This window comes from Demequina litoralis, assembly GCF_030418455.1.
Lineage (GTDB): Bacteria > Actinomycetota > Actinomycetes > Actinomycetales > Demequinaceae > Demequina > Demequina litoralis.
On sequence record NZ_JAUHPW010000006.1, the window covers coordinates 125,002 to 142,763 of the forward strand.

At 73.2% G+C, this 17,762-nt stretch carries 20 protein-coding genes; 14 read left to right on the plus strand and 6 right to left on the minus strand.

The genetic code is table 11. The annotated features are described in order from the left end of the window. The first annotated feature begins 81 nt into the window (after nucleotides 1–81). The 3 genes from QQX09_RS09205 to QQX09_RS09215 are packed head-to-tail and all read left to right on the plus strand — an operon-like array spanning nucleotide 82 to nucleotide 2,814. Nucleotides 82–627, plus strand: coding sequence for a copper chaperone PCu(A)C (locus QQX09_RS09205; protein WP_301133752.1), 546 nt, complete (start codon nucleotides 82–84; stop codon nucleotides 625–627). A gap of 2 nt (nucleotides 628–629) precedes the next feature. Beyond that, nucleotides 630–1,877: a Dyp-type peroxidase gene (locus QQX09_RS09210; RefSeq protein WP_301133754.1), complete on the plus strand. Its 1,248-nt coding sequence runs from the start codon at nucleotides 630–632 to the stop codon at nucleotides 1,875–1,877. A 40-nt stretch (nucleotides 1,878–1,917) separates the two neighbouring features. Further along, entirely contained in the window at nucleotides 1,918–2,814 is an 897-nt protein-coding gene (locus QQX09_RS09215; protein ID WP_301133757.1) for a phosphotransferase, read from the plus strand. 48 nt (nucleotides 2,815–2,862) lie between these two features. Here the strand turns inward: QQX09_RS09215 and QQX09_RS09220 are convergent, their stop codons facing one another. Then, entirely contained in the window at nucleotides 2,863–3,696 is an 834-nt protein-coding gene (locus QQX09_RS09220) for a siderophore-interacting protein (RefSeq protein ID WP_301133759.1), read from the minus strand. 151 nt (nucleotides 3,697–3,847) lie between these two features. Between QQX09_RS09220 and QQX09_RS09225 the strand changes: the two genes are divergently transcribed. The 10 genes from QQX09_RS09225 (at nucleotide 3,848) to QQX09_RS09270 (ending at nucleotide 12,386) form a co-directional block, all read left to right on the plus strand. After that, nucleotides 3,848–4,414: a GNAT family N-acetyltransferase gene (locus QQX09_RS09225; protein WP_301133763.1), complete on the plus strand. Its 567-nt coding sequence runs from the start codon at nucleotides 3,848–3,850 to the stop codon at nucleotides 4,412–4,414. 83 nt (nucleotides 4,415–4,497) lie between these two features. After that, the gene (locus QQX09_RS09230; RefSeq protein WP_301133764.1) at nucleotides 4,498–5,292 is read left to right on the plus strand and encodes a DUF2202 domain-containing protein; all 795 of its coding nucleotides are present in this window, start codon (nucleotides 4,498–4,500) and stop codon (nucleotides 5,290–5,292) included. A 1-nt stretch (nucleotide 5,293) separates the two neighbouring features. Next, nucleotides 5,294–5,989 (plus strand): response regulator, encoded by a 696-nt coding sequence (locus tag QQX09_RS09235; protein WP_367307555.1) that lies wholly within the window; start codon nucleotides 5,294–5,296, stop codon nucleotides 5,987–5,989. Continuing rightward, nucleotides 5,986–7,065 (plus strand): sensor histidine kinase, encoded by a 1,080-nt coding sequence (locus tag QQX09_RS09240; RefSeq protein ID WP_301133767.1) that lies wholly within the window; start codon nucleotides 5,986–5,988, stop codon nucleotides 7,063–7,065. The genes QQX09_RS09235 and QQX09_RS09240 overlap by 4 nt, the downstream gene beginning before the upstream one ends. A 56-nt stretch (nucleotides 7,066–7,121) precedes the next feature. Then, the gene (locus QQX09_RS09245) at nucleotides 7,122–8,021 is read left to right on the plus strand and encodes a phosphotransferase (protein ID WP_301133769.1); all 900 of its coding nucleotides are present in this window, start codon (nucleotides 7,122–7,124) and stop codon (nucleotides 8,019–8,021) included. A gap of 153 nt (nucleotides 8,022–8,174) precedes the next feature. Next, the gene (locus tag QQX09_RS09250) at nucleotides 8,175–8,606 is read left to right on the plus strand and encodes a DUF6174 domain-containing protein (RefSeq protein ID WP_301133771.1); all 432 of its coding nucleotides are present in this window, start codon (nucleotides 8,175–8,177) and stop codon (nucleotides 8,604–8,606) included. Nucleotides 8,607–8,656: 50 nt separating this feature from the next. Beyond that, nucleotides 8,657–9,136 carry a cation:proton antiporter regulatory subunit gene (locus QQX09_RS09255; protein ID WP_301133774.1) on the plus strand — a complete coding sequence of 160 codons (480 nt, stop codon included), beginning with the start codon at nucleotides 8,657–8,659 and terminating at the stop codon, nucleotides 9,134–9,136. Between the two features lie 3 nt (nucleotides 9,137–9,139). Next, entirely contained in the window at nucleotides 9,140–10,381 is a 1,242-nt protein-coding gene (locus tag QQX09_RS09260) for a cation:proton antiporter (protein WP_301133776.1), read from the plus strand. 121 nt (nucleotides 10,382–10,502) lie between these two features. After that, entirely contained in the window at nucleotides 10,503–11,843 is a 1,341-nt protein-coding gene (locus tag QQX09_RS09265) for an MFS transporter (RefSeq protein ID WP_301133779.1), read from the plus strand. Nucleotides 11,844–11,879: 36 nt separating this feature from the next. Then, nucleotides 11,880–12,386: a GNAT family N-acetyltransferase gene (locus QQX09_RS09270; RefSeq protein ID WP_301133782.1), complete on the plus strand. Its 507-nt coding sequence runs from the start codon at nucleotides 11,880–11,882 to the stop codon at nucleotides 12,384–12,386. Here QQX09_RS09270 and QQX09_RS09275 read toward each other — a convergent pair. After that, complete coding sequence (locus QQX09_RS09275; protein ID WP_301133784.1) at nucleotides 12,376–13,107, minus strand: type IV toxin-antitoxin system AbiEi family antitoxin domain-containing protein; 732 nt, start codon at nucleotides 13,105–13,107, stop codon at nucleotides 12,376–12,378. The genes QQX09_RS09270 and QQX09_RS09275 overlap by 11 nt on opposite strands. Nucleotides 13,108–13,391: 284 nt before the next feature. Between QQX09_RS09275 and QQX09_RS09280 the strand changes: the two genes are divergently transcribed. Continuing rightward, a complete protein-coding gene (locus tag QQX09_RS09280) occupies nucleotides 13,392–13,814 on the plus strand; it encodes a type II secretion system protein (protein ID WP_301133786.1) in 423 nt (140 codons plus the stop codon). A gap of 8 nt (nucleotides 13,815–13,822) precedes the next feature. On the opposite strand, the gene QQX09_RS09285 is transcribed toward QQX09_RS09280, so the two are convergent. From QQX09_RS09285 to QQX09_RS09300, 4 genes are all read right to left on the minus strand, one after another. Next, complete coding sequence (locus QQX09_RS09285; RefSeq protein ID WP_301133788.1) at nucleotides 13,823–14,257, minus strand: iron chaperone; 435 nt, start codon at nucleotides 14,255–14,257, stop codon at nucleotides 13,823–13,825. 65 nt (nucleotides 14,258–14,322) lie between these two features. Continuing rightward, the gene (gene metE / locus QQX09_RS09290; RefSeq protein ID WP_301133790.1) at nucleotides 14,323–16,647 is read right to left on the minus strand and encodes a 5-methyltetrahydropteroyltriglutamate--homocysteine S-methyltransferase; all 2,325 of its coding nucleotides are present in this window, start codon (nucleotides 16,645–16,647) and stop codon (nucleotides 14,323–14,325) included. Between the two features lie 159 nt (nucleotides 16,648–16,806). After that, entirely contained in the window at nucleotides 16,807–17,304 is a 498-nt protein-coding gene (locus QQX09_RS09295; RefSeq protein WP_301133792.1) for a GNAT family N-acetyltransferase, read from the minus strand. After that, complete coding sequence (locus tag QQX09_RS09300; RefSeq protein ID WP_301133794.1) at nucleotides 17,301–17,738, minus strand: OsmC family protein; 438 nt, start codon at nucleotides 17,736–17,738, stop codon at nucleotides 17,301–17,303. Before QQX09_RS09300 ends, QQX09_RS09295 begins: the two co-directional genes overlap by 4 nt. Between the last annotated feature and the right edge of the window lie 24 nt (nucleotides 17,739–17,762).

Genomic DNA, 17,762 nt, shown 5'->3' on the forward strand with positions numbered 1-17,762 from the left:
TCCCCGCGCGAGGCCTCGCGCACCTTCAGGCAACCCCGTGCGCCTGCGCACCCGCGCGCGCACCCCACCCGCAGGAGAGTCATGTCCATCCGTCCCCGCTTCCTCGCCACCGCCGCCGTCGCCCTCGCCGCCGCGACCGCGCTCGCCGGCTGCGCCTCCGACACCGCCTCGTCCGAGGCCGCGCTCACCGTCACCGACCCGTGGGTCAAGACCGCCGCGACGGAGGACATGATGTCCGCCGCGTTCGGCACCCTCGTCAACACGACCGACGAGGACGTCACCGTCGTCGCCGCCACCTCCGACCAGTACCCGGCGCTGGAGCTCCACGAGGTCGTCGACGGCGCCATGCAGGAGCTGGGCGACGGCATGGTGGTCCCGGCCGGCGGCGAGCTCGCCCTCGAGCCCGGCGGCTTCCACATCATGGTGATGGAACTGCCCGAGGCGATCGAGCCCGGCGACGAGGTCGACTTCACGCTCGAGCTCGCGGACGGCTCGACCGTCGGCTTCACCGCGACCGCCAAGGACTTCGACGGCGGCAACGAGGAGTACCACGACTCGGGCTCCGACGACATGGAGATGGAGATGGACATGTCCTCGGACGCCCCCGAGGCGGAGCCGTCGCACTGATCATGGGCGACACCCCGCGACGCGGCCCGAGCCGGCGGCAGCTCCTCCTCGGAGGGGCCGCCGTCGGCGCGGGCGCCGCCGCCACGCTGGGCGCCGAGCGGGCCGGGCTGCTTCCCGGCACCGGCCCCGCGGCCGACACCACCGGGGTGAACGGCGAGCGCATCGTCCCCTTCCACGGGGCGCGTCAGGCCGGCGTGACCTCGACCCCCGGCGCGTACGCGACCTACGTCGCCTTCGACCTGCTCGAGAGCACGGATCGCGACGGGATGCGCGCGTGGCTGAGCCTGCTGTCGGACGATGCGGCGCGCCTCACCCAGGGCCGCGGCGCCCTCGCCGACCTCGAGCCGGAGCTCGCCGTCCGCCCCGCGGGCCTCACCGCGACCTTCGGCCTGAGCCGCGAGGCCGTGCACCGCGCCGGAGCCGCCGCTCCCGACTGGTTGAGGCCCCTGCCCGCGTTCCCCAAGATCGACGCGCTCGAGGACCGCTGGTCCGGCGGCGACGTCGTGGTGCTGCTGCACGGCGACGACCCGACGTCGATCTCGCACCTGCTGCGCATGCTCGTTCGCGACTCCCGCAGCTTCGCGACGGTGCGGTGGCGCCAGGACGGCTTCCGGCGCGCGTACGGCTCGGATCCGCACGGCACCACGATGCGCAACCTCTTCGGGCAGGTCGACGGCACCACGACGCCGCGTCCCGAGGACGCCGGCTTCGACGCGGCGGTGTGGGCCGGCCCCGAGGCCCCCGCGTGGCTGCGGGGCGGCACCTCGCTGGTGCTGCGCCGGATCGCGATGAACCTCGAGACGTGGGACGAGGTGGGCGTCGACGGGCGCGAGAACGCGATCGGACGACGCCTGTCGGACGGCGCGCCGCTCACGGGCGGGACCGAGCACGACGACGTCGACCTCGAGGCGACCGACGCGAGCGGCTTCACCGTCGTCAACCCGGCCGCGCACGTGGCGCGTGCCCGCGTCGAGGACCCGTCCTCCCGCATCGTCCGCATCGGCTACAACTACGACGACCCTGTCGAGGCCGGCGCGGTCGACACCCAGGGCCGGCCCGCCGTGTCGAACGTCGGGCTGCTGTTCGGGTCGTGGCAGCGCGACGTCGACGCGCAGTACGTGCCGATGCAGCGCCGGCTCGCCGAGGCGGACCTGCTCAACACCTGGACCACGCCCATCGGCTCGGGCGTGTGGGCGATCCCGCCCGGCTGCGAGGAGGGCGGTTTCGTGGGCGAGACGCTGTTCGCATGATCGGGTGGCGGCGCCCGGAGGGCACCCGTAGCCTCGTCGCATGAGCACAACGGGGTGGTCTGCTCCTGCCGCCGACATCGTCGTCACTCCCGCGCTGGTCCGCTCGCTGCTCGAGCGCGACCATCCCGACCTCGCGGCGCTCCCGCTGGGGGAGGCGTACGAGGGATGGGACAACGTCACGGTGCGGCTCGGCGACGCGCTCGCCGTGCGGATCCCGCGGCGCGCCCACGCCGCGCAGCTCATCGAGCGCGAGCACGTGTGGCTGCCTCGCCTCGCGCCGGCGTGGGGCTTCGCGGCACCCGTGCCGCAGCGGCTCGGAGGGCCGTCGGACGAGGTGCCGTGGGCGTGGGCGGTGGTCCCGTGGCTGCCCGGCGCCCGCGCCTACGACGCTCCGCTCGGCGGGCGGGGCGCCGCGGATCTGGGGCGCGCCCTCGCCCGGCTCCACGCGCCGGCACCGCTCGACGCCCCGCGCAACCCGTTCCGCTCGGCACCGCTGGCGGAGCGCGCCGAGCGCTTCGACGACCGCATGGAGAGGCTGCTCGACGACGGCGTCGCGATCGACGCGGACCTCGCGCGCGAGCACTTCGAGGCCGGCGCGACGCAGCGCCGGCCGCTCGAGACGTGGGCGCACCTGGACCTCCACGGCGCGAACGTGCTGAGCGACCGCGGCCGCCTCGGCGGCATCCTCGACTGGGGCGACCTCGGGGTCGCCGACCCGGCCACCGACCTGGGCCAGGCGTGGTGCCTGGTCGGGAGCTCGCGCATGCGCGACCTGCTCAAGGGCTACGACGACGCCGTCACGCCTCTCGACGAGGCGGCGCTGCTGCGGGCGAGGGCGGAGGCGCTCGCCTACGCGGTCACGCTGGCGTCGCTCGACGAGCAGCCGTACCGCGACGCCGGCAGGCGCGCGCTGGTCGACCTCGACGTCGTGGGCTGAGCCCGGAGGCCGCGGCGCGCGCGATCGACCGGAACGGACCGGACGGGGTCAGGCGCCCATCTTCTGGAGGAACGGCTCGAGCTCGACCCAGTTCTCCTCGTCGGAGCGGTCCTCGCGCCACAGGGACATGTACTCGGCCTTGGTCGCCTCGGAGGCCTCGTTCCACACGCGCAGCGCGTGCTCGAGGTCCTTGTGCCAGTAGCCGACGATGCGGAAGTGCGTGAGCGGCAGCCCGTACCCGCGACGCAGCATGGTGCGGATCGCGCGGGAGTCCTTCGCCTCGCACGCGACCCAGATGTACGCCCCGGCCGCGGGGTCGAGGAAGCGGTCCTCGAGCGCGATCAGCGCGTCCTTGAGCCCCGAGGCACGCACACCGTTGCCGCCGAGGCGCCAGTCGATGGTCGCGGTCGCGGCGGTGGGCAGGTCGCGTGCCTCGGCCATGTCGGCGAGCTCGACGACCACGTGGAAGACCTCGTCCGGCCCGGCCTCGGCGAGCACGCGCGCGATCGCGGGCAGCGCGGTCGCGTCGCCGATGAGGACGCGCGTGCCCGCGCCCTCGGGCACCTTGTAGTAGCCCTTCGAGTCCGATACCTCGGTGCGGTCCCCGGGACGGGCGGTGCGGGCCCACGTGGCGCCCGGGCCGTCGCCGTGGATGAAGACCTCCATCTCGAAGCCGCCCTCGACGTGCCCGCTCACCGTGTAGTGGCGCGCGCTGTGACCGTCCGCGTCGGCGGTCTCCGCCCCCACCTCCACGTGCACGCACTCGTCGGGCGTGCCGTCCGAGACCCACGCGCCGGGATCGTCCAGCCGGAGCCGCAGCCGCATCATGTGCGGGGTGACGACCTCGCTCGCGGTGATGGTGGCGGCGTGGATGGTCTCCATGGGGCTCCGTTCGGGGATTCGCGGGTGCCGGCGAGGTAGGTGAGCCTCACCTCACCGTTGCAGTGTAGACCACATCCGCAACGGCGACGTTGCCTAATTCAAACGGCCGAAATGCCGGGGTCACACTGTTATGCGCGGCTATCGTGTGGCCGTGGCCTTCACACCCCTTCGTACCTCCAGACTCGTGCTCCGCCCCTTCACCGAGGCGGACGCCGAGGACTTCGCCGCGCGTCGATCCGATCCCGAGACAGCCATGTACCAGGCGTGGCGCATCCCTTACTCGGTCGAGAAGGCGATGGCGCTGATCGAGGAGAGCGAGCGTCACGACGGCCCGATGCCGGGCCACTGGTACCAGCTCGACGTGCAGCGCATCGCCGACGAGCGCACCGTGGGCGATGTCGCCGTCTACCTGCACGAGCACGGCCACACCGCCGAGATCGGCTACACGCTCCACAGCTGGGCGCGCCGCAAGGGCTACGCGACCGAGGCCGCCGCCGCGCTCATCGACCACCTGGTCGACGTGACGGGCGTGCACCGCGTCGAGGCCTCGACGCATCCCGACAACGAGCGCTCGATCCAGGTCCTCAAGCGCCTGGGCTTCGAGGCCGAGGGCGTCAAGCGCGAGGCCTTCTGGGTCGAGGACGAGGTGTCCGACGACGCGATCTTCGGCCTCCTCGCGCGCGACTGGCGGTCCCGCCGCGACCTGCTCGGGATCTGACTTCACGAAACCTTCACGAACGCGCCGCACGGCGCTTCACACGCGGGCGATGGACTGGGGTCATCCGAGGGAAGGAGACCCCCATGAACACGCGCACCACCCGCGTCGCGCTGACCGCCGCAGCCGGCGCCGCGCTCCTCGCCGTCCCCGTCGCCGCGTGGGCGGGGTCCGGCGGCGGCGATGACGACGCGTCCGGCAGCGGGAACCAGGCCCGCATCGAGACAGGCATGGGCATGATGGGCGGCTGGGGCCACGCGGACGACGACGATGACGACGGCTACGGCCGCGGCGGCATGGGGATGATGGGCGGCCGCGGGGCGGGGGACGGCCGTGGCTACGGCGACGGCTCGTGCCTTGACGATGCGGTCGACGGCGAGGCCACGGACGCGGACGCCGCGTCGCTCGCGGCGATGGCCGACGAGGAGCGCATGGCGCGCGACCTCTACACCGAGCTCGCGGACGCCTGGGACCTGCGCCTCCTCGACGCGATCGCCGGCGCGGAGGACCGCCACCTCGACGCCGTCGTGCGGCTCGCCGAGGCCTACGGGCTCGAGGAGCCGTCCGCGGGCGCGGAGGCCGGCGTCTACGCCGACGCGGACCTCCAGGACCTCTACGACGAGCTGCTCGCCCAGGGGTCCGAGTCCGAGACCGCGGCCCTGGGCGTGGGAGCGCTCGTCGAGGAGACCGACATCGCCGACCTGCGGGACCAGGACGTCGACTCCGACGCGATCGCGGGCCTCTACGCCCGGCTCGAGCACGCGAGCGGCCATCACCTCACGGCCTTCGTCCGCGCGCTCGACGCGTCCGACGCCCCGTACGAGGCATCAGTCCTGGATCCGGCCGAGGTGGAGGACATCACCGGCGTGCCCGCTCCGTAGGATGACGAGCGTGGGTGGGCGCACCGTGCTGGTGGTCGACGACGAGGAGAACATCCGCGACCTCGTCGGCGGCTACCTGCGCCGCGACGGCTTCGACGTCGCGGAGGCCGCGAGCGGCGAGGACGCCCTCGCGGCCCTCGCGCGCGGCCCCGTGGCGCTCGTCCTGCTCGACGTGCGGCTGCCCGGCATCGACGGCGTCGAGACCCTCCGCCGGATCCGGCGCACGTCCGACGTCCCGGTGCTCATGCTGACCGCACGCGCCGAGGAGGCCGACCGCATCGTCGGGCTCGAGGTGGGCGCCGACGACTACGTGACCAAGCCCTTCAGCCCCCGCGAGGTGGTCGCGCGCGTGCGGGCGATATTGCGCCGCGGCGACGCGGGCGCGCGCGGCGCCGACACGATCGAGGTCGGCGACGTGTCGATCGACCTCGCCGGCCGCGAGGTGACGGTCGGCGGCACCGCCGCGACCCTCACCGCGCTCGAGTTCGACCTGCTCGCGGCCCTCGCCTCCGCACCCGGCCGGGTCTTCACCCGCCGCCAGCTCATCGAGCGCGTGTGGGGATGGGACTTCTTCGGCGACGAGCGCATCGTCGACGTGCACGTGCGCAAGCTGCGCCGCGCCCTCGGCGACGACGCCGACCACCCGCGCCTGCTCCACACGGTGCGCGGCGTCGGCTACAAGCTGGCGGCGCCGTGAGGACCGTGCGCGCGCGGCTGCTCGCCTCCCACCTCGCGGTCGCGGCGGTCGGGGTGCTCGCGCTCGTCGCGGTCGGCACGGTGGTCGCGAACGTCACGGTCGAGCGGCGCATGGGCATGACGCGCGGCGCGATGATGGGCCAGGAGAGCGCGCGCGAGCTGCTCGCCGATGCGCTGCCCGTCGCGCTCGGCTGGGGTGCCGCGGCGGGCCTCGCGGCGGCCGCGGCCGCCGCGCTGCTGATGACGCGCAGGATCGCGGGCCCGCTCGCCGCGATCCGCGAGGCGACCAGGGCGATCGCCGCCGGCGACTACACGCGTCGCGTGCCGCGCCCGCCGGAGGAGGAGCTCGCCGCCGTCGCCGCCGACGTCGACGCGCTCGCCGCGCGGCTCGCCGAGGGCGAGGCGCGCCGCGTGCGCCTCATCGACGAGGTCGCGCACGAGATGCGCACCCCGCTGACGACCATCCGCGGCTCGATGGAGGGGCTCATCGACGGCGTCGTCGACGCGTCGCCCGAGGTCTACGAGCGGGTGGCCGCCGAGGCCGCCCGGCTCCAGCGCCTCGCCGAGGACCTGTCGACGCTGTCGCGCGCCGAGGAGAGCGCCCTCACGCTGCGCCCGGCCCCCACGGACCTCGCGACGCTGGTGCGCGAGGCCGCCGCGCGGCTGCAGCCCCAGTTCGAGCACCGCGGGGTGACGCTCGAGGTGTCGGCGGGTGCGGCCCCGACCGTGTCGGTCGACCGCGACCGGATCGCCCAGGTCCTCGTCAACCTGCTGGGCAACGCGCTCGCGCACAGCACGGACGGCGGCCGGGTGCGCGTGAGCGTCGACGCGGGCGCGCACGATGCGGCGGTCGAGGTCGCGGACGAGGGCGACGGGATCGCCCCCGAGGAGATCGACCGCGTCTTCGAGCGCTTCTACCGCGGCCCCGGCTCGGGCGAGCGGCCAGGGCGCGGCATCGGCCTCACGATCGCGCGCTCGCTCGCCCGCGCGCACGGCGGGGACGTCACGGCGCGCTCGCCCGGCCGCGGGCGAGGGGCGACCTTCGTGCTCACCCTTCCCCGCGCTCCCGAGGCCTGAACGGCTGCGCGGACCGATGTGTGACGCGGCTCCGCGCCGCCGCTAGGGTGTCACGCATGCTCCCTGGTACGCGGACGGAATTGCCCCTGGTGGTGACGGACGAGACGGTCCGCGCGCTGATCGACGACCAGTTCCCGCACCTCGCGGACGTCGAGCTCGGACGCCGGTACACGCTCGAGGACCACTTCGCGATCCGCATCGGCGACCACCACGGCGCGCTGTTCCCCCGCCTCGCGGAGGACGATGCGCTGTTCGAGCGGGTCACCGACGTGCTCGCGCCGCACCTCGACACGTGGGGCTTCCCCGTGAGCGCGCCGATCGAGCTCGGCCTCCCGGGCCGCGGCTTCCCGTACCACTGGGCCCTCGTCGACTGGGTGTCGGCCTCGACGGCCGCCTTCGTGCCGCTGCACTCGGCCTCGGCGCGGGACCTGGGTGCCGCGCTGCGCGAGGTCCACGCGCTCGCGCCGGCCGGCGCCCCGGACAACCCGCGTACCGCGCCTCCGCTGACGACGCTCGTGGAGCAGTGGGAGCGGCTGCTGGTCTTCGCGTCGCTCCGCGGCGCGCCGGAGAACCGTGTGCTCGACGTCGAGGCGGCCGACGCGGTGTTCCGCACCGGCGTCGCGACCCGCGTCGACGTGCCGCCGACGTGGACCCACGGGCGCCTCGAGCCCCGCTCGATCCAGTCGGACCGCGGCCGCTTCGCGGGGCTCCTCATCTGGCACAACTTCGGCGCCGGCGATCCTGCCGCCGACCTGGGCGGCGCCGCCACCGTGGTGCCGCTCGACATGCGCGACGAACTCTACGCGGGCTACGGCGACGTGAGCGCCGCGACCGCGTGGCGCGCGCAGTCGTACCAGCTGCTCGCGGCGGTGCAGCACATCGAGCTCGACGACCCGTTCCTCGCCCGCATGGCGTGGGAGCGGCTCATCGAGCTCGGCCTCGCGCACGAGGCCTGACCCGCACCCGCACCCGCACCCGCACCCACGACCACGCCCACGCCCACGCCCACGCCCACGCCCACGCGCACGCGCACGCGCACGCGCATCGTCCCGCCGCGGGCCGCGCCGTCTCCCCTCGACAGGCGCCCTATCAGGCGCGATGCTGGGGAGATGGGCGAGGCGACGATGCGGCGGGCCGGGCGCGCGCTGCTGGTCGCGTCCGTCGCGGGCCTGCTCGGCGCGTGCGGGATCCTGTCGGGATCCGACGAGCCGTGGGACGAGCCCGCCGACTACACGTACGACGCGACCATCACCGTCTTCGGCCCGTCAGCGGGCGAGTGGCGGATCACGGTGCGGGACCACGCGGTCGCGGGCGCCCGGCCCCTCGACGACACCGCCCTCGGCTCGTCCGCCACGCTCGACGACTTCGCGACGTTCGCCGAGTACGAGGCGGGGCACGCGCAGGCGCAGGAGCGGGGCGACGCCGTGAGCCGCCTCGTGCGCACCCGTGACGGCGCGCTCAAGAGCTACGAGCACGACGGCTCGAAGGACGCCGTCGACGACGAGTACCTCATCGTCGTGTCGCAGGTCACCGTCCCCTGATGCGCGTGCATCCTCGCCGGTAGAGGCCCGGACGTGGGACAGTAGGCCGCATGGACATCTTCGAGACCCCGCTCCCCGGAGTCGGCGTCCGCTACGAGTTCACCGCGGAGGGCGGAGACCACGTCGGCGTGGTGGTCCGTCGTGACGGGAAGCGCGACCTCGCGTTCTACGACCGTGAGGACCCGGACGCGTGCCGCGGCACCGTCGAGCTGTCCGAGGGCGACTCGGGCAAGCTGGCGGACCTGCTCGGCGGGACGAACATCATCGCCAGGCTCGAGGACCTGCGCCACACGATCGTGGGGCTGGCGATCGAGTGGGTGACGATGCCCGCGGTCGGCGGCCTCGTCGGCCGGTCCCTCGCGGAGGGGCGCATCCGCACGGAGACGTCGGCCTCGATCGTCGCGGTCATCCGCGGCGACCAGGGCATCCCCGGCATCGAGCCGTCCTTCATCTTCGAGCCGGGGGACGTGGTGCTGGTCCTGGGCTCCGACGAGGCCGTCGACCGCGCGGCCGCCATCCTCACGGGCTGACCGATGGACGCCGCGACCGCACCCATGACGGGCCTGCGCGTCGCAGTGGAGGGCGCCCACGGCGATACCGCGCTGGTGTTCATCGAGCTCGGCATCGTCTTCATCGTCCTCGCACTGCTGGGCAGGCTCGCGGGCCGCATCGGGATCCCCTCGATCCCGCTGTACCTGCTGGCGGGCCTCGTCATGGGCGAGGGCGGGTTCATCCCGATCCGCGCGGGCGAGGAGTTCCTGTCCATCGGCGCGCAGATCGGCGTGGTCCTGCTGCTCCTGCTCCTCGGCCTCGAGTACTCGCCGGACGATCTCCGGGTGGGCATGCAGACCACCTGGAAGGCCGGCATCCTCGACCTGGTCCTCAACGCGACCCCGGGCTTCGTCGTCGGGCTCCTCATGGGCTGGTCCGTCACGGCGTCCGTCCTGCTCGCGGGGGTCACGTACATCTCCAGCTCGGGCATCATCGCGCGCCTGCTCGACGACTTCGACCGCCTGGCGAACCGCGAGACGCCGGTGATCCTCAGCCTGCTCGTGATGGAGGACATCGCGATGGCGCTGTTCCTCCCGATCCTCGCGGTCATGCTCGTCGGCGCGACGCTGCTGCAGGGAGCCGTCGCCGCGGCCATCGCGATCGCGATCGTCGCCGTGGCCTTCCTGTTCGCGATGCGCTTCTCGCGGCAGCTGTCGACCGCGGTCCACTCGCACTCCCGCGAGCTGCTGCTGCTCAGCGTGCTCGGGCTCGCCTTCCTCGTCGCCGGCCTCGCGGAGGCCGTGCAGGTGTCGGCCGCGGTCGGGGCGTTCCTGCTGGGGCTGACGCTGTCGGGCAACGTCGCCGACCAGCTCCGCGGGCTCATGCCGCCGTTGCGCGACGTGTTCGCGGGGATCTTCTTCGTCTTCTTCGGGATCACCATCGACCCGCGCGACCTGGGCCCGGTCGCTCTGCCGGCCCTGGGACTGGCCGTCGTCACGCTCATCACCAAGGTCATCACCGGGGTGTGGGCGGCCCGCCGCGCAGGCATCGGCCCCAAGGGTCAGTGGCGCACGGGGCTCTCCCTGGTGCCTCGCGGCGAGTTCTCGATCGTCATCGCCGGCCTCGGCGTCGCCGGCGGCGCGCAGCCGCTGCTCGGACCGTTCGCGGCCGCGTACGTGCTCATCCTCGCCGTCGCGGGTTCGGTGCTCATGCGCTACGCCGACCAGATACCCCACCCCCTCAAGGCCGCCGCGGCACGGTCACGACCACGACCGGCCGTGTGAGACGATGGGCCATCGTCCCGGCGGGCCTCACCCGAAGGACGATGCGCCGGCCACGTCGCGCAGTTGGCGTGGCTTCCGCGCGAGGACGCGCGAGATGTCTTTCTCCTTGTGAGGTTCCGTCATGCTCACCCCTTATCGGGGCATCCTCGCCCTGCCCGGCGCCCGTGCGTTCACGGCCTGGGGACTGATCGCGCGCATCCAGATGGGCCTCACCGGCCTCGCGACGTTCCTGCTCGTCCAGATCGAGTACGGGCGGTACGAGTACGGCGGCATGGTGGTCGCCGCCATCGCCGTGTCCTACGCGGTCGTGTCGCCGCAGGTGGGCCGGCTCGTGGACGCGTACGGGCAGTCGCGTGTGCTGCGCATCGGGTACGCGATCGCGATCATCGGCCGCGTCGCGATGATCGTCGCGGCTCTCACCCACCAGCCGATCTGGGTGCTCATGCTCCTCACCCCGCTGTTCGCGGCGGGCGGCACGCAGTCGACGCATACGCGTGCCCGGTGGACGCACATCGTCCCCGACAAGGACGCGCTCAACACGGCCTTCTCGCTCGAGTCCTCCCTCGAGGAGGTGCTGTTCATCGCGGGTCCCGCGCTCGCGACGGTGCTCGCCACGCAGGTCGACTCGTGGGTGCCGTCGGTGATCGCCGTGGTGACGCTCGCGATCGGCGGCTACGGCTTCCTCGCGCTCACGTCGACGGAGCCGCCCGCCCGGCGCGCGGACGCCCGCCGCATCCAGGCGGAGCGCGAGCACAGCACCGCGCTCGTCATCGACGGCACGCTCGAGCGCATCGGCCTGCCGCCGAAGCCTCGCGGCATGCGCCGCTACCGCGGCGCGCTGCGCGGCCACCTGCTGGTGACGACGCCCGCGCTCGTCGTCACCACCGTCATCTTCGGCACCCAGGGTGCGATGTTCGCCTCCGTGGATGCCGCCACCGTCGCGTTCGCCGAGGAGCTGGGGCACAAGGACATGGCGGGCCTCGTGCTGGCCGTATGGGCGGTGGGCTCGCTCGTCGGCGGCCTCGCGTACGGCTCGCGCGTGTGGGCCCGCACCCTTGCCTCGCGCCTGCTGTGGGGCGTCTCGGTCACCGGCGTCGGCGCCGTGTCGTTCATGTTCGCGCCGGGGCTCCTCGCGCTCGGCGTGATGATGTTCCTCACGGGCCTCGCGATCGCGCCGACCATGGCCGTGGGCGACGGCGTCACGCATGCGCTCGTGCCCCGCTCGCGCCTCACCGAGGGCATGACGTGGACGCGCACCGGCATGGATCTCGGCATCGCCTCGGGCGCGTGGATCGCGGGCGCGATCATCGATCGGCACGGGGCGCAGGGCGGCTTCCTCGTCACCGCCTGCGCGGGCCTCGCGGGCGTCGCGATCGCCGCCGCATCGTGGCGCTACCTCCGCTCGCGCCGCGCCTACGAGGAGATGGTCGCTCGCGACGACGCGCTCCCCGTCGCGGCGTAGCCGCTCGGCCGCGCGGCGCGGACCGATAATGGGCGCGTGATCAGAGACGCCGTCCCCGCCGCGGACGCGGCCCGCATCGCCGAGATCTACGGCCACTACGTGACCCACGACACGGCGACCTTCGAGACCGAGCCGGTCTCCGCCGACGACATCTGGGCGCGGATCGCGGGCGTCCAGGACCGCGGGCTGCCGTGGATCGTGGCGGAGACGGACGGCCGCGTGGTCGGCTACGCGTATGCCGCGCCGTTCCGCGACCGCGCCGCCTACCGCCACACGCTGGAGACGACCGTCTACCTCGATGCGGATGCCCGCCGGGCGGGCACCGGCAGCGCCCTGTACGCCGCGCTGCTCGACCGCCTGCGCACCCTCGAGGGTTCGGCGCACGCACCCGTGCACTCGGTCATGGCTGTCATCGCGCTGCCCCATCCGGGGTCGGTCGCGTTGCACGAGCGGCTGGGCTTCCAGCACGTCGGCACCGTCGCGGACGCGGGCTTCAAGCTCGACCGCTGGATCGACGTGGGCTACTGGCAGCTCATGCTCTGAGATCGGGATCCCGAACCCACCGGCCCAGCCTCTGGAACCGGATGCGCTCGGCCGCGGAATGTCGGCGTTGCCCCCGCGCCACCGGGTCGATCTCGGCGTCGGCGATGCCACGCAGCAGCCTCCCGACCGCTTCTCGCGCCCTGTCGGGGCTGCCCGACCTCCAGGGGCTGTGCAGCAGGTCCAGCACGGTCTGGACGGGGCTGGCGACCCGGAAGATCCCGAGCTCTCCGACCATGCCGATGACGTCTAGTCCGTACGTGCGCTCGTCGCGGCGGCGCAGGTGCCACAGGGGGTTGCCGAGTACGCGCTCGTCGCGTGTGTGGAACTCGAGCAGGGTGCCGAGCGCATCCAGGCGCCGTGCTCGCACCTGCCGAGGCACCGTCACGTGGACGAGGGCGCTCGACCGCGCCGTCGCACCGTGGAGCGACGCGGCTGTGAGGCCCGACACGTACGGCACATCGAGGCCGAAGCGGGCTGCGGCCACGCGCCATCCCACCTCCTCGGCACCGGGCAGCCACGAGCGGTCCGCCCCATCAGGCACCACGACGTGCACACCCCGCGCGATCGTGACGATCCTCCCGTCCGCGCGGAGCGCTCGCAGGCGGCGGTCGGGGTCGCCGAGCAACCCGCGCAGGTCCGCAGTCGCGAAGAGCGGGTACGCAGGCGGCACCGAGAACACCTCGACGCCGCACAGCTCCGCCCATCCTTCGTCGTCGCGCATCGCCCCCCCTTCGGCGTGGGCGCCCGAGACTGTGTACGGCAGGCTCCCGTCATTTATGCACGATGGCGCGGGGCCGCCCGTCCTGCCCAAGCGGGCCCCGTACCCGGGGACGACGGTCGCACCCGAAGGGCAGGGGACATCACCCCTCGCCCGCCGTCGCTTCGTGCATAAATAGCGGGAGCATCTGCACTGCACACTCGGCCTGCCGATCAGGAAGCGACAAACCGGGCGCAAAAGTGCTGGTCAGGGCTAGGATGCGAGAGTGCCCCACGGGGCGCGGAACCTTGAGGGGGGTTCTCAGGAGGGGGAAGTTCACGCGCGCCGACGGCGGTTTCACGCTGGTCGAGCTGCTGGTGACCATGGTGATCATCGCGGTGCTGGCGGCGATCGCGCTGCCGCTGTTCCTGGTGCAGCGCCAGAAGGCCAACGACACCGCCGCGCGGGCGGACCTGTCGTCGCTCGGCACCGCGATCGCCGCCGAGTACACGGAGCCGAGCGCCTCGCCGTCGGTGGGGATCGAGGCCGGCCAGTACAAGGTCGACGCGAACTACGTCGCGAACGTCTCGGACGGCGTGGTGCTCCAGGGCTTCACGCCAGGAACCGAGACCACCTGGTGCGTGTGGGTCAAGCATCCCGAGGGCGACGTCGCCGCCACCGGGATCCGGTACTCCGCGGACGGCGGCCTCGAGCCCGGCACGTGCCCGTAGCGCTGTAGCTATGCGGAGGCCGCGGCGCGGGCGACGAGCTCCGCGATCATCGCCTCCTCGTCCTCGCCGAGGGTGACGAGCGCATAGGAGGTGGCCCACATCGCGCCGTCGTCGAGCGCGGCGACATCCTCGAAGCCGAGCGTCGCGTAGCGGGACTTGAACTTCTCCGCGGGCTTGAAGAAGCACAGCACCTTGCCGTCCTTCGCGTACGCCGGCATGCCGTACCAGGTACGGGGCGCAAGCTCCGGGGCCACCCGGGTGACGATGGCGTGCACCCCTTCCGCGAGCGCGCGGTCAGCGTCGGGCATCGCCGCGATCTTCTCCAGCACGTCCGCGAGATCCGCGGCCGCCTTGTCGGCGCCCTTGGCCCGCTTCGCAGCCGCGCGCCGCTCGGCCGCGGTCTCCTTCATCGCGGCGCGCTCCTCCTCGGTGAACTCGCTCATGGCTCCGATCGTGCCACGGCCCGGGCCTCGCGGGGAGGTCCGGGCCGTGGCGACGAGCGCGGGAGCTACGCGCGGACGGCGCGCGTCGCCTCCATCATGTGCTCGAGCGTCGCGGTCGTCTCCGCGTACGCGCGGGTCTTGAGGCCGCAGTCGGGGTTGACCCACAGCTGCTTGCCGGGGATCGACTCCTTGGCGAGCGCGAGGAGCTCCGTGATCTCCTCGGTCGAGGGGACACGCGGCGAGTGGATGTCCCACACGCCCGGGCCGATCTGGCGCTCGTAGCCGTGGCCCTTGATGGCGGGCAGCACCTCCATGCGCGAGCGGGCCGCCTCGATCGAGGTGACGTCGGCGTTGAGGCCGTCGATCGCGTCGATGATCTCGCCGAACTCCGAGTAGCACAGGTGGGTGTGGACCTGAGTGTCGTCGTGCGCGCCCGAGGTGGCGAGGCGGAACGAGTTCACGGACCACTCGAGGTAGGCCGCCTGGTCCTTCCTCTTGAGCGGCAGCAGCTCGCGCAGCGCGGGCTCGTCGACCTGGATGATGCCGATGCCGGCCGCCTCGAGGTCGCGGATCTCGTCGCGCAGCGCGAGCGCGACCTGGTTCGCGGTGACACCCAGCGGCTGGTCGTCGCGCACGAACGACCACGCGAGGATCGTCACCGGGCCCGTGAGCATGCCCTTCATCGGCTTGTCGGTGAGGGACTGCGCGTACGTGGTCCAGCGCACCGTCATGGGCTCGGGCCGCGTGACGTCGCCCCACAGGATCGACGGGCGCGTGCAGCGCGAGCCGTACGACTGCACCCAGCCGTTGACGGTCACGTCGAAGCCGTCGAGCAGCTCCGCGAAGTACTGCACCATGTCGTTGCGCTCGGCCTCGCCGTGCACGAGCACGTCCAGGCCCAGGTCCTCCTGCAGCTGCACGACGCGCGCGATCTCGGCCTTCATGGCCTCCTCGTACGCCGCATCGTCGACCTGGCCCTTGGCCCAGGCCGCGCGGGCCTTGCGGATGTCGGGCGTCTGCGGGAAGGAGCCGATGGTCGTGGTCGCCAGCTCGGGAAGCGCGAAGCGCGCGTCCTGGGCCGCGGCACGGACCGCGTACGACGGGCGGTCGAGGTCGGCCGGGGTGACCGCCGCGAGGGCGTCCCGGACGTCCGCCTTGTTCGTTCCCGGGTGCGCCTTGCGCGACGCGAGCGCAGCACGGGCGGCGGCGAGCGCATCGGCCACCGCCTCCTCGCCCCGGGCGCGCGCGGTCGCGAGGGTGACGACCTCCGCGACCTTCTCGTCCGCGAACGCGAGCCAGCTGAGCAGCTCCTCGCCCAGGTGCTCCTCACCCCGCAGCGTGTGGGGCACGTGGATCAGGGACGTCGAGGTGGAGACGGCGACCGTCGCGCCGAGCGCCTCGATCTCCTTGGCCTTGCGCAGCGCCGCATCGAGGTCGGTGCGCCAGATGTTGTGGCCGTCCACTACGCCCGCGACCACGGTCACGCCCGACAGGTCCGTGCCCGAGGGCACGCTGCCGCGGACGAGGTCGAGGCCGATTGCCTCGACGCCGGAGTCCTTGAGCACCGGCAGCGCGTCGTCGAGCGCGTTGTAGGGCGCCGCCACGAACAGCGCGGGCCGGTTGGCGAGGGCCGCGAGCGAGCCGTAGACCTTCGCCGCGTTCGCGAGGACCTCGTCGCGGTCCGCGTCGATGTCCGCGACCAGGATGGGCTCGTCGATCTGCACCCACTCGGCGCCGGCGGCCTTGAAGGCCTCCACCAGGTTGCCGTAGACCTCGAGGGCGTCCTCGAGCCGGTCGATCGGGCGGAAGCCCTCGGGCGCCTCGTCGCTGGCCTTCGACAGGTACAGGAACGTGAGCGGGCCGGTGATCACCGGACGCGTGAGGTAGCCGGCCTCCTTGGCCTCGACGAACTCGTCGACCCAGCGCGTGCTCGACTGCGCGAACACGGTCTCGGGACCGATCTCGGGGACCAGGTAGTGGTAGTTCGAGTCGAACCACTTGGTCATCTCGAGCGGGGCCTTGTCGCCCACGCCGCGGGCGATGGTCGAGTAGCCGGCGAGGTCGACCCCGCCGTCGGCGTCGCGCAGGTCCGCGAAGCGGGTCGGGATCGCGCCGAGGGTCACCGCGGCGTCGAGGACGTGGTCGTAGAACGAGAAGTTGCTGGGGATCGCGGACGCGTCCTTGTCGAGCCCGAGCTCCGCGAGGCGGGCCAGGTTCGCGAGCCGGAGCTCCTTCGCGGCCGTCTCGAGCTCGGACGCGCTCGTCGCGCCCTTCCAGAACGACTCGAGCGCCTTCTTCAGCTCGCGCATTCGGCCGATGCGGGGGTAGCCCAGGATGGTGCCGCCCGGGAAGGTGTGCGCAGGGACAGAGACGTTGTTCTGCTCAGTCATGATTCCTCATGGGGGTGGTGCGCGGCGGGCTCGCCATTGCGCTTGGTCGACGCGCGCAGCGCCGAGTTGCGCCGCGAGTCTAACTCTGCTCTTCGCACTTCGCCAAGGGGGCATGTCCGAGAGGTGGACAGCCGGTCCCACTTCGTGGACGCCTGTCGATCAGTCGGCGGCGGCCTCGACGTCGCGCATCTCGACCACCTGGAGCAGCGCCCCGGTACGGCTCACGCGCTCGCCGCGCGCCGTCACCTCCATGCCGAGTGCCTGGTAGACGGCGATGTTGCCGTGCTCCTCGGCGCGCACGAGGCAGCTCAGGCCGGACCGGCCCCTGGCCCGCGCATCGTCCCGCAAGGCGCGCACGAGCGCGGCGGCGAGCCCCGCCCCCCTGGCCTCCGGCACCACGCCGAGGCGTCCGAAGTAGAGGCTGCCGTCGTCCGCATCGTGATACTTGGCGACCGCGACCACCTCGCCCGCGACACGCGCGAGCGCGATCCGGATGCCGGCGCGCATCTCGTCGCGCAGGGTCTCGGCGGTCTCCGTGAGGGCGCCCGAGGGCTGACCCTTGAGCGAGTACTCCGCGAAGGCCCGATGCATCGCGTCGATCGCGGGCCCGGCCTCGTCGGGTCCGGCGTCGAGGTCGATCTCGACGGGCGCGGTCACGCCTGCGGCGCGTCGGCCTCGACGAGCGCGACCGGGACCCCGCCCTCGACGGTGCGCGACACGGTGCAGTGCTTCTCGTGCGAGGCGCGCAGCGCCGCGCCGATGCGCTTGCGCGCCGCATCGCCCTCCTCGCCCTCGGGGAAGGCGAGGTCGAAGAGCACGCGAATGTTCTCGAGGATGTTGGCGCCGTCCTCGGTCACCTTGTCGGCCGAGGCCGTCACCTCGAAGCGGTCCGGCGTCGCACGACGGGAGGTCATCGCGTCGACGTCGATCGAGGAGCAGCCGGCGATCGCGGCCAGCATCAGCTCGACGGGGCCGAGGAGGCCCTCGCCGCGGCCGAAGCGCAGCTGGGCGCCGTCGGCGTTGGTGGCGACGTAGACGCCCTCGGACTCGCGGGTGAGGGTCACGGATCGGGGGGTGGCGGTGCGCGTCATGGGTCGATGGTCGCACGCGCGCGC

What these genes read in the sequence shown, in the direction of transcription:
- QQX09_RS09210 (WP_301133754.1), top strand. Translation starts at nt 630, where the DNA reads ATGGGCGACACCCCGCGACGCGGCCCGAGCCGGCGGCAGCTCCTCCTC.
- QQX09_RS09260 (WP_301133776.1), top strand. Translation starts at nt 9,140, where the DNA reads ATGGACGCCGCGACCGCACCCATGACGGGCCTGCGCGTCGCAGTGGAG.
- QQX09_RS09230 (WP_301133764.1), top strand. Translation starts at nt 4,498, where the DNA reads ATGAACACGCGCACCACCCGCGTCGCGCTGACCGCCGCAGCCGGCGCC.
- QQX09_RS09215 (WP_301133757.1), top strand. Translation starts at nt 1,918, where the DNA reads ATGAGCACAACGGGGTGGTCTGCTCCTGCCGCCGACATCGTCGTCACT.
- QQX09_RS09285 (WP_301133788.1), bottom strand. Translation starts at nt 14,257, where the DNA reads ATGAGCGAGTTCACCGAGGAGGAGCGCGCCGCGATGAAGGAGACCGCG.
- QQX09_RS09265 (WP_301133779.1), top strand. Translation starts at nt 10,503, where the DNA reads ATGCTCACCCCTTATCGGGGCATCCTCGCCCTGCCCGGCGCCCGTGCG.
- QQX09_RS09220 (WP_301133759.1), bottom strand. Translation starts at nt 3,696, where the DNA reads ATGGAGACCATCCACGCCGCCACCATCACCGCGAGCGAGGTCGTCACC.
- QQX09_RS09205 (WP_301133752.1), top strand. Translation starts at nt 82, where the DNA reads ATGTCCATCCGTCCCCGCTTCCTCGCCACCGCCGCCGTCGCCCTCGCC.
- QQX09_RS09245 (WP_301133769.1), top strand. Translation starts at nt 7,122, where the DNA reads ATGCTCCCTGGTACGCGGACGGAATTGCCCCTGGTGGTGACGGACGAG.
- QQX09_RS09255 (WP_301133774.1), top strand. Translation starts at nt 8,657, where the DNA reads ATGGACATCTTCGAGACCCCGCTCCCCGGAGTCGGCGTCCGCTACGAG.
- QQX09_RS09250 (WP_301133771.1), top strand. Translation starts at nt 8,175, where the DNA reads ATGGGCGAGGCGACGATGCGGCGGGCCGGGCGCGCGCTGCTGGTCGCG.
- QQX09_RS09275 (WP_301133784.1), bottom strand. Translation starts at nt 13,107, where the DNA reads ATGCGCGACGACGAAGGATGGGCGGAGCTGTGCGGCGTCGAGGTGTTC.
- QQX09_RS09235 (WP_367307555.1), top strand. Translation starts at nt 5,294, where the DNA reads ATGACGAGCGTGGGTGGGCGCACCGTGCTGGTGGTCGACGACGAGGAG.
- metE (WP_301133790.1), bottom strand. Translation starts at nt 16,647, where the DNA reads ATGACTGAGCAGAACAACGTCTCTGTCCCTGCGCACACCTTCCCGGGC.
- QQX09_RS09300 (WP_301133794.1), bottom strand. Translation starts at nt 17,738, where the DNA reads ATGACGCGCACCGCCACCCCCCGATCCGTGACCCTCACCCGCGAGTCC.